The following is a 14,545-nucleotide window of genomic DNA, read 5'->3' as shown; positions in this document are numbered from 1 at the left end:
GGAGAATTGGAGCAGCCGATGAGAGGCGTTGTCGTCGCGCGCGGGCCGCTGCGGAGGCTCGCGGTCCTGACCGCCGCGGGGCTGCTGGCGCTGAGCGCCTGCAGCAGCTCGGGCGGGAAGAAGTCCGAGGAGACCCCCGAGGGCGCCGGCCCCCGGCTCAAGATCGCGATGGTGACCCACTCGGGCGCCGGCGACACGTTCTGGGACATCGTGCAGAAGGGCGCCAAGGCCGCCGCCGCCAAGGACAACGTCGAGTTCCTGTACTCGGCGGACCCGGACGGCGGCAAGCAGGCCCAGCTCGTCCAGGCGGCGATCGACAAGAAGGTCGACGGGATCATCGTCACGCTCGCCAAGCCGGACGCGATGAAGGACGTCCTCGCCCGCGCGGCCGCGGCGAAGATCCCGGTGGTGTCGATCAACTCCGGCGCGGAGGACTCGGCCAAGCTCGGCGCGATCGCGCACTTCGGGCAGGACGAGTCCATCGCCGGCGAGGCGGCCGGCGCCGAACTGGGCGAGATCGGCGCGAAGAAGGCGCTGTGCGTCATCCACGAGCAGGGCAACGTCGGCCTCGAGGCCCGCTGCGCCGGGGCGAAGAAGACGTTCGGCGGCGACCTGGAGAACCTGTTCGTCCAGGGCACGAACATGCCGGACGTCAAGTCGTCCATCACGGCCAAGCTCCAGTCGGACAAGAGCATCGACGGGATCCTGACGCTCGGCGCGCCGTTCGCCGCGACCGCCGTCGACTCGGTCAAGGAGACCGGCGCCAAGGCCAAGATCGGCACGTTCGACCTGAACAAGGACCTGATCGCCTCGCTCAAGGAGGGCTCGATCGAGTTCGCCGTCGACCAGCAGCCCTACCTGCAGGGCTACGGGGCCGTCGACCAGCTGTGGCTGCTGAAGAACAACGGCAACGTGCTCGGCGGCGGCCGCCCGGTGCTGACCGGACCGGCGATCGTGACCGGGCGGAACGCGGGTGAGCTGGAGGCGTTCGCGAACCGGGGGACGCGATGACCCACGCGGTGGCGCAGCCGCCGGTGGCCGGTCCCGGCTCCGACGAGCGCCTGGCCCGGCAGTCGCCGCTGCGGCGGGTGCTGGGCCGCCCGGAGCTCGGCGCCCTGCTCGGCGCCGTCGCGCTGTTCGCGTTCTTCTCGATCATCGCGGACGCGTTCCTGCGCGCCGGGTCGTTCTCGACCGTCCTGTACGCGAGCTCCACGTTCGGGATCATGGCGGTCGGCGTGTCGCTGCTGATGATCGGCGGCGAGTTCGACCTGTCCGCCGGGGTGATGGTGACGTCCTCGGCGCTGATCGCCGCGCTGACCGCCTACCAGTTCACGCTGAACGTGTGGGCGGGCGTGGCGGTCTCGCTGGTGCTGACGCTGGCGCTCGGCATGGTCAACGGCGTCCTCTACGTCCGGACGAGGCTGCCGAGCTTCATCATCACGCTCGCCACGTTCTTCATGCTCGCCGGGCTGAACCTCGGCGTGACGAAGGCGCTCACCGGCAACGTCGCGAGCGACTCCGTCCGGGACATGGACGGCTTCGACACCGCCCGCGCGATCTTCGCCTCCGACGTCGACGTCCTCGGCGTCAACGTGAAGGTCACCGTGTTCTGGTGGCTGCTGTTCGTGGCGGTCGCGACCTGGATCCTGCTGCGCACCCGCGCCGGCAACTGGATCTTCGCGGCGGGCGGCTCCGCCGGCAGCGCCCGCGCGGTCGGCGTCCCCGTCGACCGCGTCAAGATCGGCCTGTTCATGGGCGTCGCGTTCTGCGCCTGGTTCTCCGGGATGCACCTGGTGTTCGCGTTCGCGACCATCCAGTCGGGCGAGGGCGTCGGCAACGAGTTCCTGTACATCATCTGCGCGGTCATCGGCGGCTGCCTGCTGACCGGCGGCTACGGGTCGGCCATCGGCGCGGCCATCGGCGCGTTCATCTTCGGCATGACGAACAAGGGCATCGTGTACGCGGAGTGGAACCCCGACTGGTTCCGGTTCTTCCTCGGCGCGATGCTGCTCATCGCGACCGTGGTGAACCTGGTCGTGCGGCGCAGAGTGGAGCGGTCGCCATGACGGACGTGAAGGAGGCGCCGCTGATCCGCCTGACGGGCGTCGGCAAGAGCTACGGCAACGTCATCGCGCTGCGGGACGTGGACCTGGAGGCGTCGGCCGGCGAGGTCACCTGCGTGCTGGGCGACAACGGGGCGGGCAAGTCCACGCTCATCAAGATCGTCGCGGGTCTGCACCGGCACGACACCGGCACGTACGAGGTCCAGGGCGAGGAGGTCGCCTTCGGCTCGCCCCGCGAAGCGCTCGACCGGGGCATCGCGACCGTCTACCAGGACCTCGCGGTCGTCCCGCTGATGCCGGTCTGGCGGAACTTCTTCCTCGGCTCGGAGAAGCGCAGGGGCTTCGGCCGCATGGACATCGGCCACATGCGCAGGACCACCCACGAGGAGATGGCCGCGATGGGCATCGACCTGCGGGACGTCGACCAGCCCATCGGGACGCTGTCGGGCGGCGAACGCCAGTGCGTGGCGATCGCCCGCGCCGTCCATTTCGGAGCCAAGGCCCTCGTCCTGGACGAGCCCACCGCCGCCCTCGGCGTGAAGCAGGCCGGGGTGGTGCTCCGCTATGTCGTCCGGGCGCGGGAGCGCGGCCTCGCCGTCGTCTTCATCACCCACAATCCGCACCACGCCTACCCGGTGGGGGACCGCTTCCTGATCCTCAACCGGGGCCGGAGCATCGGCTACCACCCCAAGGGCGAGATCACCCGCGAGGAGCTGACCGGTCTCATGGCGGGCGGCGGCGAACTGGAGGAGCTGGCCCACGAGCTGGACGCGGCGACGTCGCCGAGCGACACCTAGGTCAGGGCGCCGAGCGACACCTGGCCAGGTCAGGCGGGGGTGAGCCAGGTGCGGCAGAGCCACCAGGCGTTGACGCCGCCGAAGGTGTCGGCCGCGTCGATGCCGGTGACCTCGGTGAACCGCTGCACCCTGTTCCGCACCGTGTTGGGGTGCACGAACAGGCGCCCGGCGGCCGCCGCGACGTCGCGTCCCGTCTCCAGCCACGCGCAGACCGCGCGGGCGACCGGCTCGGCGTTCGCGCCGAGTTCGGCGCGTGCCGCCCGGTACCGGTCGAGCAGGATCGCGGCGAGGTCGGTGCGGTCGGCGGCCGCCGCGACGACCGCCACGTCGGCGACGTGCACCACGCCGGTCCGCCCGGTCGCCTCGGCGGCGGTGAGCGCGGAGGCGGCGAGGCGGCGCGCGGCGGCCAGGTTCTCCGCCTCGGCCGGCCCGGCGAGCCCCGCCGCCGCGCCGCCGGGCGACACCGGCGGGCGGGCGGTCACCGCGAACAGCAGGCCGTCCAGCAGCGCCGACAGCGCCGGCGGCCGGACGGGTTGCGGGTGTCCCCGGTCGGTGCGAGCGGCCGGCCGGGCGGCCAGCACCCACAGGGCGCCGCCGTCCGGGAGGCCCGCCTCGGCGGCGGCGAGCGCGGCGGCCGAGCCGCCGTCCAGGAGGCGCCGCAGGAGCGCCGCGTCCCGCTCGTCCGGCCGGCCGGGCCCGCCGCCCGCACTGGCCTCGCGGTGCGCCTTGATCAGCCGGGACCGGACGGCCTCGGCCCAGTCGTCGTACAGTTCCCGCGCGTCCAGCAGCAGCCCGGCCCCGATGCCCTCGGCGGCGGCGAGCTCCCGGGCCCGCGACCAGATCGCGCGCTCGGCGACGTGGATGGCGCTCAGCACCGCCTCGACGGGCACGCCCTGCCGGGCGCGGGTGACGCCGAGCTCGGCGACGAACGCCAGCTCTCCCTCGGTCGGCCCGCGCCGGGCGGCGATCGCGCGGGTCGCGGCGGCGAGCAGCGCGCGGGTGTGGCCGGCGATGTCGGCGGGCGGCAGGACGGAGACGTCCCGCACCAGGGAGGCCACCCCGGCGACCACGGACGGCAGCAGGTCCTCCTCGCGGGAGATCCGCTCGATGAGGTCGATCACCGGCGTCCAGTCGATGTCGCTCTGTTTCATGACTCCGATTGTGCTGGACCACAACCCCTGCCGCCAAACGCGTGCTGTTCTCCATGTTCGCGACCGATTCCGGTGCTTAGGGTTGGAGATCACCACAAGGATTCGTCTTCCCGGGAGTGCCCTCATGACCTCTGCCCGCCGTGTCGCCGTGATCGGCGCCGGGCCGGCCGGCCTCGCCGCCGGCAAGGCCCTGCGCGACGCGGGCGTGGAGTTCGTGCTGTACGAGCGGGGCGACCGTCCCGGCGGGCTGTGGGTGCGCGGCGCCGGCCTGTCGCCCGCCTACGCCTCCCTGCACCTCAACACCAGCAAGGGGCGCACCGAGTTCGCCGACTTCCCGATGCCGCGGCACTGGCCGGACTACCCGTCCGCCGACATGATCGCCGGATACCTGGCCGACTACGCCGAGCGCTTCGGTCTCGTCCCGCACATCCGCTTCCAGAGCCCGGTCGCGTCCGTGGAGCGGGACGGGACGGACGGCCCGTGGGTGGTGAGGACCGAGTCCGGCGACGCCGCCCGGTACGACGCCGTCGTGGTCGCCAACGGCCACAACTGGGACCCCCGGTGGCCCGACCCCGCGCCGCCCGGCGACTTCGCCGGCGCCCAGATGCACGCCCACGGCTACCGGGACGCCGAGGAGTTCCGCGGCAAGCGGGTCCTCGTCGTCGGCATGGGGAACTCCGCCATGGACATCGCCGTGGACGCCTCGCACGTCGCGCGCGGCCCGGTGCTGCTGTCGGCGCGGCGCGGCGTCCACATCGTCCCGAAGTACCTGTTCGGACGGCCGTCCGACGCGACCGGCGGCGCCCTCGCCGTGCTGCCGTGGCGGGTCAGGCAGCGCCTCGCCGAGACGATGCTGCGGCTCGCCGCCGGCCGCCCGCAGGACTACGGCCTCCCGGCTCCGGCGGGCGGCCTGTTCCAGAACCACCCGACGATCAGCGACACGATCCTGCACCGCCTGACCCACGGCGAGGTGGAGGCGCGGCCCGGCATCGACCGCCTCGACGGGGACACGGTCGTCTTCGGCGACGGCACCGCCGATCCCGTCGACGTCATCGTCTGGGCGACCGGCTACCGCGTCAGCATCCCGTTCCTGTCCCGCGACTTGACGGGCGACGACCCGGAGCGGCTTCCGCTGTTCAAGCGCGTGTTCCACATGGACGACTCCAGCCTGGCCTTCGTGGGGCTGATGCAGTCCACGGGCGCGGCGCTGCCGATCGTGGAGGCCCAGGCCAAGCTGGCCGCGGCCTACTTCTCCGGCGCGTACGGGCTGCCGTCCCCGGCGGAACGGCGGCGTGCCGTCGCCCGCGCGCTGCGCGCCGCGACCGCGCGATGGGGCGACCGGCGTCCCATGATGCGCGTCGATTTCGACCAGTATGTAGCGGACCTGCCCCGCGAGATGAAGGCGGGCCGGGACCGGCTCGCCCGGGGCGCCGCCCGGCCGTTCACCCCGACGCACCGCGAGGAGACACCCGCATGAGCACATCCCGCCCGGCCGGTGGCCGGGACCCGCGCGGCCTCCGGGTCGTCGTCACCGGCGCGTCCGGCACGTTCGGCCGGGCGATCGGCGCCCGGCTGACCGGTCTCGGCGCCCGCGTCGTCGGCCTCGACGTGGCGCCCCGGCCGGACGACCCGATCGACGTCATCGCCTGCGACATCACCGACGACGACGCCGTGCCCGCGGCCGTCGCGGAGGCGGTCGAGCGGCTCGGCGGCCTCGACCTGCTGATCAACAACGCGGGGATCGGCGGCCCCGCCCCGGCCGAGCTGCCGCCCGGCGAGGAGGTCCGCCGCCAGCTCGACATCAACCTCCTCGGCGCCTGGCGGGTGACGTCGGCGTGCGTGGACGCCCTGGTCGAGTCCCGGGGACGGGTCGTCATGCTGTCGTCCCGCATGGCCGTCATGCAGCTCCCTCTGGCGGCCGCCTACGGCGCGTCCAAGCGCGCGCTCGTGGCCTACGCGGACGCGCTGCGCATGGAGATCGGCACCCACGTCGGCGTGACGTGCGTGTACCCGTCAGCGGTGCGGAGCCCGATCCACGACTCGACCGCCGCGGCGGGCCTCTCCCTCGACGGGGTGAGCCGCTACGAGCCGCTCGACGGCGTGGTGGACGCGGTGCTGCGCGCCGCCCTGTCCCGCCGCCCCCGCCGGGACGTGACGACGACCCGGCGCGGCGCCGTCGAGTTCTTCCTCGCCCGGCACCTGCCCGCGCTGACCGACCGGATCGTCGCCCGCACGTTCGGCGAACGCGTCCGCTCCGGCGTGTTCGCGGGCTCCGAGCTGGCCGCCGGCGTCGTACGCCGCCACGCGGGCCGCCCGTGAGCACCGCCGAGTCGACGCGGCTCGGCGCCGGCGCCCGGCCACGCGCGCGCGACCTCACCGGTTACGCCGCGGGCTCGCTCGGCATGGGCGTGTGGGTCACCGTGCCCGGCCTGCTGCTCCTGTACTTCATGACGCACACGCTCGGCGTGCCGCCCGGCGTCGCCGGGCTCACGCTGCTGCTGCCGAAGATCCTCGACGCGATCGCGCATCCCCTGTTCGGGACGCTGTCGGACCGGCAGGCGCGCCGCGACGGGCACCGGCGCGGCATGCTGCGCTGGGGGCTGCTGCTGGCGCTCGCCTGGATCGGGCTGTTCTCGGTGCCGTCCGGGGTGTCGGGATGGTCGGCGGCGCTGTGGGTCGGCGCCTTCTACATCGCCGGGAACATGCTCTTCGCGTGCTTCCAGGTGCCCTACCTGACGACGCCGTCCGACCTGCGGATCGGCTACCACGAGCGCACCCGGGTGTTCATGTACCGGATGCTGCTGCTGACCGTGGGCCTGCTCGGCGCCGGGGTCGCGGCCCCGGCGCTGGTCTCGTCGGGCGAACGCGCCGACTACGCGCGGATGGCCGTCCTGCTCGCCGGCGTCCTGGTCGCCACCGGCGCGGTCGCCGTCGTGTTCACCCGGCGGCTGACCGACCGCTGCGGTTTCCGGATCCCGGACGGGCAGGGCCACTCCGTCCTCGGCGACGTCCGGATCGCCTGGGCGGACCGCGACTTCCGGACGCTCGTGCTGTCCTTCCTGTTCACCAGCACCACGACGCACCTGTTCCTCGCCGCGGTGCCCTTCTACACCGAGTACATGCTGGACGACGACGGCCTGACGGCGGTGTTCATGGGCGCCTTCCTCGTGCCCGCCGCGATCGCCGGGCCCGTCTGGAAGAAGGTGTCGCGGCGGACCGGCAAGCACCGTGCGCTGCTGATGTGCCAGGGCACGTTCGTCGTCGGCCCGCTGGCCCTGTGGCCCGGCGACTCGATCGGCGTCCCCGCGACCGTCGCGGTGATCGCGGTTCTCGGCACCGCCTTCGCCGGTCTCCAGCTCTTCGCGTTCTCGCTGCTGCCCGACGTCGTGGACGCCGCCGAATCGCGCGGGACGGCCCGCGCGGGCGCCTACACCGGCGTGTGGACGGCGACCGACGCGACCGGCACCGCCATCGGCCCATACGTGTACTCCGCGGCCCTCGCCCTCGGCGGTTTCGTGTCCACCACCGACGGCCACGACATCGCCCAGTCGGACTCCGCGCTGCTGGCGATCCTCGTCGGCGTCACCGTCGTCCCCGCCGCGCTGATGGCGGTCGCCGTGGCGTTCCAGAGCCGGTTCTCCCTCGACCGGACCCACTCACCGACCGGGTGACCTCGCGCTGTCAGAGCCCCGTGTAGACCCGCCGTGTAGACCGCGTGTCCGGGTGGACCCGTGCCGACCGTCCGTCAGGCCCAGGTCGCCTTCGCGAGAATCGTGTCGAGGTCCGGGGTGTTCCACTCGTCCACGATGAGAAGCCTCGGCTCCGTCAGGTACCAGTACCGCTGGACGTAGGTCACGCTGGAGGGCTGGAACTGCTCGGGACCGTTCAGAAGGACGCAGTGCAGGCGCCATTCGCGGTACTGGGCCTGCCGCTGCCCGACCGGGTTGACTCCCGCGCGCAGGGGCTTGCGCCGGTCGTCCTCGGTGCCGATGCCGTTGAGGTCGGCTCGGTGCGGGCAGGTCCGGAACGCCTCGGTCTCGGGACCCCAGGTGCTGGAGAGGGTGAAGTCCCGCCAGCCGGTGGACCCGTCGTTGCGCCACGGCTGGCCGATCACCAGGAACCCCGGGCAGTTGTTGTTGTAGGCCTTGCGGTCCTTCTGCCGTTGGTCCGCCGGGAGCAGCGCGGACGGGTAGCACTCGCCTGGGGTGTCCACCCAGTAGTCGCCCTGGGCGCGGCCCGGCAGGTCGGTCAGCCGGGTGACCTTCCAGCTCTCCGGAACCGTCACCGAGAACGTGCCGAACGACATCCGCTGCCCGGAGGGCGTGGCCGCGGCGGCGACGTGCTCGTGGTCGGGACGCGTCGCGGCGTAGACGCCGACGCCGGCGGCGGCACTGCCGGCGACGGCGGCGGCCGCGATCGCCACGCCCGCCTTGGTGCCGACGGCGGAGATGACCCCGCCCGAACCCGCCGCCGCGCCGCTGGAACCCGCGGCCGCGGCGGCTCCCGCCGTGCCCGCGCCCGCCGCCCCGGCTCCGGCGCCGACGGGGGCCAGGCCCGCGGCGGCGAGGGGGAACAGCGCGGCGAAGGCGGCCGCCGTGACGGCCAGGGCGCGCAGTCCGCGCCGCTCCCAGTCCGCGCCGTAGGACTGGACGGCGATCCGATCGAGCTCGCTCACGAACTGCGCGGCGCTCGGCGGGCGGTAGGAGGGGTCCTTGGCCATCCCCTGGAGCACCAGCGTGCGCAGCGGTTCGGGGACGTTCTCCGCCGGGACGGGGGCGGTGGCGTGCAGCCCCATCAGCGCGATCTGGTCGTCCGCGCGGTAGGGCCGCTCACCGGTCACGCATTCGTAGAAGACGCAGGTGGCGGCGTAGACGTCGGTGGCCGGGGTGGCGGGCTCGCCGCGCCACTGCTCGGGCGCCATGTACACGGGGGTGCCCGACCGGTCGCCCTCGCCCGTCCAGACGGCGATGCCGAAGTCGATGAGCTTGCTGAGGCCGTCCGGCCGGACGACGACGTTGGCGGGCTTGAAGTCGCGGTGGACGACCCCGGCGGCGTGCGCGGCGGCCAGCCCCCGCAGCGACCCTTTCAGCACCAGGAGCGCCGCCTCCGGGCCGAGGGCGCCGTGCTCGGCCAGGACCCGCTTCAGCGAGACGCCCTCGACCGCTTCCATGATCAGTGCGGTGCCCTGCTCGTGCTCCACGAGCCGGTAGAGCCGCGCCACGTGCGGGTCGTCGACCCGGCCGAGCATCCGGGCCTCGTTGCGGAAGGCGTCCTTGGCCCCGGGGTCGGCGCCGGCGGGCAGGTACTTGATCGCGACCGGTGTGCCGGACCCGGAGTGCCGCGCCAGCGCCACCCGGCCCTGCGCTCCGCGGCCCAGCTCGCGCACCTCGTCGAACTCAGAAACCCGCCACTGCGTCACCGGCCACTCCTCACAGGCTCGCTCCGAATGATCCACCAATGGGACGCGGGCGTCCCGGGAATGGTTTTGCTCATTCCCGCGAGGTGAGGACGCCTCGCGCGGTGAACGCCACGTCCGGGTCGGGATGGACGCGCAGGGCGCGCAGCACGGAACGCCAGGGGGCGGGCCAGCCCGCGCGCGGCGCGTGCCCTCCGGTGAGCGCGGCGGCGAACAGGCCCCCGGCGCGGTCGCCGCGCCGGGCCAGGCGTTCGGCGTGGGGGAGCACGTCCGCCGCGTCCGGGAGGCCAGGCCGGAAGACGCCGCCGTACCGGTCCGCACCGTACTGGCCCGCGCCGTACTGGTCCGCACCGTGCGGGCCCTCCGCGAGGGCCTCGGCCACCGGCTGGACGGCCAGGGCGGGTGAATCCGCGCAGGCGTCGGCCAGCGCGCCCACGGCGGCGGACGCGTCCGGGGAGTCCCAGCGCAGCGTCGCGGCCGTCAGCTCCCGCGCGAGCTGCGCCGGAAGCCGCTCGGTGACGGCCCGCAGGACGGGTTCGGCGGCTTCGCGGCGGTTCGCGGCGGCGGCGCGGACCGCGTCCGCCAGCGCGGTCAGCCGCTGCGCCGCCGGCAGATCCCGTTCGGCCTCGGCGTCGGCGCCTCCGTCGCCCGCGGCGAGTGCCGCGGCGGCGCCCGCCAGCTCGCCCGCGCCGGTGCCGCCCACGGCGCAGGTGACCAGCGTGGACAGCGCGGTGCGCCACCGGCGCGTCTCGCCGAGGTCGGTGAGGACGCCCGCCAGCACCGCCGGGATCTCCGGCGCCCACTGCGCCCACCGGCCGAGCGCCGGCAGCGCGGGATCGGCCGCCTCCGGGTCGCGGGAGCGCGCCACCCGCACGACCAGGTCGGCGTACCGGGCGCGGAACGCGTCGTCGATCTCGTGCGGCCGGGCGCCGAGCACCTGGCGGGCGAGGTCGCGCGGCCCGTCCGCGGCCTCGGCCAGGATCCGCCGCGCCACCGGGTCGGCCATGTGCGGGCGGACGGCCGACACGATCGCCGCGCGCACGTCCCGGTGCTGGCCCGTGTCGTCCCAGGCCCCGGCGACGACGTCCATCGCCTCCGGCGCGCGGGTCCGCAGGAGGATCCGCAGCGCCTCCTTGCGCGCGGTGATCCTGCCGCCGGCGAGGACCGGGCGGAGCTGCGCCGCCAGCGCCGACGGCCGCACGAACCGCGCCGCGCGTCCCGCCGCGTGGACGGCCACGTGCGCGTCGTCGGACGCGGCGTGCGCGAGCAGGCCGGGCAGGACGTCCTGCGGGCGGGCGGTCCAGGGCGCGGCGGTCAGCGCGGCGCGGCGCAGGCGCGCGTCGTCCGATTCCAGGTAGGGGCGGAGCCGGGCGGCGTCCAGGCCCGGGACCGCCGCGATCGAGGCGACCGCGCGGGCCCGGTCGGCGTCCGGGAGCCGTCCGTCGTCCGCGACCCGTTCGAGGAGGCGCAGGTAGGCGGCGTGCTGCGCGGCCGTCCAGCGCCGCGTCCAGTTCGGGTCCAGCCACCGGACGTAGGTGACGTCGCCCCGCTGGAACCGTCCGGCGGGTGTGGCCTCGGACAGGACGAGGTGCAACAGATCGGTGCGCTCGGCGGCGATCGCGGCGAGCACCGCGGGCACAGCGACCGTCGACGGGTCCTTCGCGACCACGCGCTCGACCCGCTCGCCGCGCGTCCCCGGTGGCTCCAGCCACAACGCGATCGCCTGGCGGATCACCCCGTCCGCTCGGGCGTCCAGGGCCTTCTCCAGCGCGTCCTGGAGCACCGGGACGCCGTGGGCGCGTCGCCCGAGCGCCTGGACGAGCATCAGCGCGAGCATGTGGTCGTCGCGGCGCGCGCCCTCGTCGAGCAGCGGGGCGAGCCACCCGGCGAGCCGGTGCTCCTGCCCGCGCCGCAGGACGCGGTCGAGCCGGCCGAGCGGCACGTGAGAGGCGCTGCCGATGAGGCGCTTCATCAGCCCGATCCCGAAGACCGTCAGCTCGGCGTCGTCGCGGACCGCGCCCTGCTGGAAGAACGCGCGGGCGATCTGGACGAGCGACAGGCGCGTCTCGGCGGAGCAGTCGCGGGCGTTCAGCGCGTCCCCGGTGAGCCGCTCGACGGCCGCCGCGTGCTCGAACCGCAGCACCGCGTCCGGGACGGACGCCAGCGCCCGAAGCGCGGCGGCCCGCACCGGGTCCTGCTCGTTGCGCAGGCGCCCGAGGGACTCCAGCACCGCGGTCAGGACGGCCGGGTCGCGCTCGCGTCCGGCGCACTGGACCAGCAGCGCGTACCCGGCCGCGCGCTCGTCGGCGTCCGGACGGCGGATCAGCTCCTCCAGGCCGGGCCGGGCCTCCTCGAACGGCAGGAACGACGAGAGGGCCTGGACCCGCTGCGGTCGTTCGGCGATCGTGCGCAGGGTGAGCATCCGGCGCGCCTCCCGGACCCGCACGGCGCGCGGAAGGACGTCCAGCAGCGCCTCCCCGAACTCGGCGGTCGCCAGGTCGACGCCGTCGAACGCCGCGTCGAACAGCGCGCCGCGCCGGCTCGGCGGCAGCGCCTTCAGCAGCAGCCGCAGCGTGTACGCGTCCTCGCGGACGGCGCGGGCGGCGGAGTCGAGAGCGTCCCCGCCGGCGCGGGCGAGCCGGTCGCGCATGGAGCGGCGGCGGATCAGCGACGGCAGCATCGACCGGCACCCGTCCGACAGCAGCAGCCGCAGCGTCCGCTCCGGCTCGGCGTCCAGCAGCGCGCCGAGCCGGGGCTCGATCGCCCGCGGAAGGCCGGCGACGTGCCAGCGGTTCTCCAGGAGGCCGAGGACGCGCCCTGGGGCGTGCCGCGACGCCGCCGCGACGCCCGGCCCATTCCAGTGCCACCAGGACGTCCGCGCGCCGGGGGCGAGCGCGCCGAGTTCCCGTTCGGCGTGGTCCAGGAACGTCTCCGGGTGGGCGCCTCCCAGGGTGTGGCGGTTCGGGACGGCGTGCGCGAGCGGGCCGAGGCGCTCGGCCGCGTGCCCGGGGGTGCAGGCGGGCAGCAGCGCGGCCGCCTCGTCGGCGCCCCACCGCTCCGCGACCGGCCCGATGAGCGCGTCGGCGAGATCGGCGCGGCAGTGCCGGCGGATCGCCCGGTAGGTCGCCGCCCGGATCGCCGACGGGGCGTCCGTCAGGGTCTCCGCGAGCGGCTCCGGTTCGGGGGCGTACCGCACCGCCAGCCGGGTGGCCCGCAGCGCCAGCGACGCGTCCGGGTCGCGGGTCGCCGCCAGGATGTGCGCCACGGACGCCTCGTCCCGCACGACGGACGCGACGAACAGCGCGGTCGACCGCTCGTAGTGGCCGCGCCCGCCGAGCTCGGCCAGCAGCGCGGCGAGTTCCGGCCGGCCCGCGGACCGCCGCAGCTCCGCCAGGCGGCGGACGCGGGCGGGGTACGGGAGGGGCTCGATCTCGGCGAGCAGATCATCGGCGCGCATGACGCGCATCGTGCCGGATCACCCGTCCGGATTCACCCGCTTTTATGGTTCTTCCGGACCCGAGGCCCCGATCGGCTGATCGGGGCCTCGGCGGGCTGCGTCCTCGGGGTGGGTCAGGCGGGGTGGGTCAGGCGGGGTGGGTCAGGCGGAGGGAGCGGGGTGGGGGATGGACTTGTGCTCCAGGTAGGCGCGCAGGCCCTCGGGGCCCAGTTCGCGGCCCATGCCGCTGTTCTTGTAGCCGCCGAACGGGGTGTTCGGGTCGAGGGTGTACATGTTGACGCCGCAGCTTCCGGTGCGGATGCGGCGGGCGACGTCGACGCCGTGGCCGACGTCGGACGTCCAGACAGAGCCGCCGAGGCCGTAGTCGCTGTCGTTGGCGATCCTGACGGCGTCGTCCTCGTCCTCGTAGGGGATGAGGACGAGCACCGGGCCGAAGATCTCCTCCCGGGCGATGCGCATGTCGTTGCCGACGTCGCCGAACACGGTCGGGGCGACGTACCAGCCGCGGTCGTGGGGGCGGTTGAGGCCGCCGGTGATCAGCTTGGCGCCCTCGTCCTGGCCGATCCGGATGTAGTTCTCCACGCGTTCCTGCTGCCGCTTGGCGACGAGCGGGCCGATCTCCGTGGCGTAGTCGGCGGGGTCGCCGACGGAGAGCCCGCCGACCATGGTGGCGAGGGCGTCGGCGACCTCGTCGTAGCGGCGGCGGGAGGCGAGGATGCGGGTCTGCGCGGCGCACGCCTCGCCGTTGTTCATCAGCGAGGCCAGCTTGAAGCCCTCGATGGTGGACGGCAGGTCGGCGTCGTCCAGGACGATGGCGGCGGACTTGCCGCCGAGCTCCAGCGTGACGCGCTTGAGCTGCTCCCCGCAGACGGCGCCGATCTTGCGTCCGGCGGCGGTGGAGCCGGTGAAGGAGACCTTGTCGACGTCCGGGTGCGCGACGAGGTAGGCGCCGACCTCGCGCCCGGCCGGGACGACGTTGACGACGCCCTCGGGGATCCCGGCCTCGCGGATCCACTCGGCGAGCAGGTAGCTGTCGAGCGGCGTCTCCGGGGACGGCTTGGCCACCACGGTGCAGCCCGCGATGAGGGCGGGCGCCAGTTTCAGCATCAGCGTGAACTGCGGGACGTTCCACGGGACGATCGCCGCGACGACGCCGACCGGCTCCTGGGTGACGGTGACCGGCCCCAGCATGCCCTGCCGGTCCTCCTCCCACGCGTAGGTGGCGGCGAGGTCCACGTAGTACTGCAGGACCATCTGCGGGATGGCGGCCTGCCCGAACACCGAGAACATGATGGGCGAGCCCATCTGGGCGGTGCAGAGGTCGGCCATCTCCTGCTGCCGTTCGGCGTAGATCGCCGAGAGGCGCCCGACGATCTCGGCGCGCTCGGCGGGCGTCATCCGGGGCCAGGGCCCCTCGTCGAACGCGCGCCGCGCCGCCGCGACCGCCGCGTCGACGTCGGCCTCGGTGCCGTCGGGTACCCGCCCGATGACCTCCTCGGTGTGCGGGGAGATGACGTCGATCGTGCCGGTGCCGGCCGGGGCGGTCCACTCGCCGCCGATGAACAGCCGATCGTGCTCGCGCATGCTGCCGATGCCTCCCTGGCGGTTAACCGAATGCTTGCTTGGCACAGCATCGCATGAGGTCCCTGGGCATTGGCAAG

General features: G+C 74.4%; 10 protein-coding genes. 6 read left to right on the top strand and 4 right to left on the bottom strand.

What is annotated here, in order from left to right; genetic code table 11:
- The first annotated feature begins 18 nt into the window (after positions 1-18).
- Genes SM418_RS03850 through SM418_RS03840 form a run of 3 tightly spaced genes read left to right on the top strand, consistent with a single transcriptional unit; the run spans position 19 to position 2,860 of the window.
- The gene (locus tag SM418_RS03850) at positions 19-1,011 is read left to right on the top strand and encodes a sugar ABC transporter substrate-binding protein (RefSeq protein ID WP_371939106.1); all 993 of its coding nucleotides are present in this window, start codon (positions 19-21) and stop codon (positions 1,009-1,011) included.
- A complete protein-coding gene (locus SM418_RS03845; protein ID WP_371939105.1) occupies positions 1,008-2,066 on the top strand; it encodes an ABC transporter permease in 1,059 nt (352 codons plus the stop codon). Before SM418_RS03850 ends, SM418_RS03845 begins: the two co-directional genes overlap by 4 nt.
- Positions 2,063-2,860, top strand: coding sequence for an ATP-binding cassette domain-containing protein (locus tag SM418_RS03840; RefSeq protein WP_371939104.1), 798 nt, complete (start codon positions 2,063-2,065; stop codon positions 2,858-2,860). The genes SM418_RS03845 and SM418_RS03840 overlap by 4 nt, the downstream gene beginning before the upstream one ends.
- 29 nt (positions 2,861-2,889) lie before the next feature.
- On the opposite strand, the gene SM418_RS03835 is transcribed toward SM418_RS03840, so the two are convergent.
- Positions 2,890-4,011, bottom strand: a complete 1,122-nt coding sequence (locus SM418_RS03835) for a helix-turn-helix domain-containing protein (protein WP_371939103.1) — start codon at positions 4,009-4,011, stop codon at positions 2,890-2,892.
- 124 nt (positions 4,012-4,135) lie between these two features.
- Between SM418_RS03835 and SM418_RS03830 the strand changes: the two genes are divergently transcribed.
- Genes SM418_RS03830 through SM418_RS03820 form a run of 3 tightly spaced genes read left to right on the top strand, consistent with a single transcriptional unit; the run spans position 4,136 to position 7,682 of the window.
- Positions 4,136-5,488 carry a flavin-containing monooxygenase gene (locus tag SM418_RS03830; protein WP_371939102.1) on the top strand — a complete coding sequence of 451 codons (1,353 nt, stop codon included), beginning with the start codon at positions 4,136-4,138 and terminating at the stop codon, positions 5,486-5,488.
- Positions 5,485-6,330, top strand: coding sequence for an SDR family NAD(P)-dependent oxidoreductase (locus tag SM418_RS03825; protein ID WP_371939101.1), 846 nt, complete (start codon positions 5,485-5,487; stop codon positions 6,328-6,330). The genes SM418_RS03830 and SM418_RS03825 overlap by 4 nt, the downstream gene beginning before the upstream one ends.
- Positions 6,327-7,682, top strand: a complete 1,356-nt coding sequence (locus SM418_RS03820; RefSeq protein WP_371939100.1) for an MFS transporter — start codon at positions 6,327-6,329, stop codon at positions 7,680-7,682. Before SM418_RS03825 ends, SM418_RS03820 begins: the two co-directional genes overlap by 4 nt.
- 74 nt (positions 7,683-7,756) lie before the next feature.
- Here SM418_RS03820 and SM418_RS03815 read toward each other — a convergent pair whose 3' ends face one another.
- The 3 genes from SM418_RS03815 to SM418_RS03805 all read right to left on the bottom strand — a co-directional run bounded on the left by SM418_RS03815 (position 7,757) and on the right by SM418_RS03805 (position 14,468).
- Positions 7,757-9,430, bottom strand: a complete 1,674-nt coding sequence (locus tag SM418_RS03815) for a serine/threonine-protein kinase (protein WP_371939099.1) — start codon at positions 9,428-9,430, stop codon at positions 7,757-7,759.
- A 70-nt stretch (positions 9,431-9,500) separates the two neighbouring features.
- Positions 9,501-12,884, bottom strand: a complete 3,384-nt coding sequence (locus SM418_RS03810) for a hypothetical protein (protein WP_371939098.1) — start codon at positions 12,882-12,884, stop codon at positions 9,501-9,503.
- 141 nt (positions 12,885-13,025) lie between these two features.
- The gene (locus tag SM418_RS03805; RefSeq protein ID WP_371939097.1) at positions 13,026-14,468 is read right to left on the bottom strand and encodes an aldehyde dehydrogenase; all 1,443 of its coding nucleotides are present in this window, start codon (positions 14,466-14,468) and stop codon (positions 13,026-13,028) included.
- Positions 14,469-14,545: the final 77 nt, after the last annotated feature.

The sequence above is a fragment of the Actinomadura chokoriensis genome (assembly GCF_041463665.1).
Classification (GTDB): domain Bacteria; phylum Actinomycetota; class Actinomycetes; order Streptosporangiales; family Streptosporangiaceae; genus Spirillospora; species Spirillospora chokoriensis_A.
The sequence above is the reverse complement of the archived record's forward strand: the minus strand, read 5'-3'. Positions and strand labels throughout refer to the sequence as shown.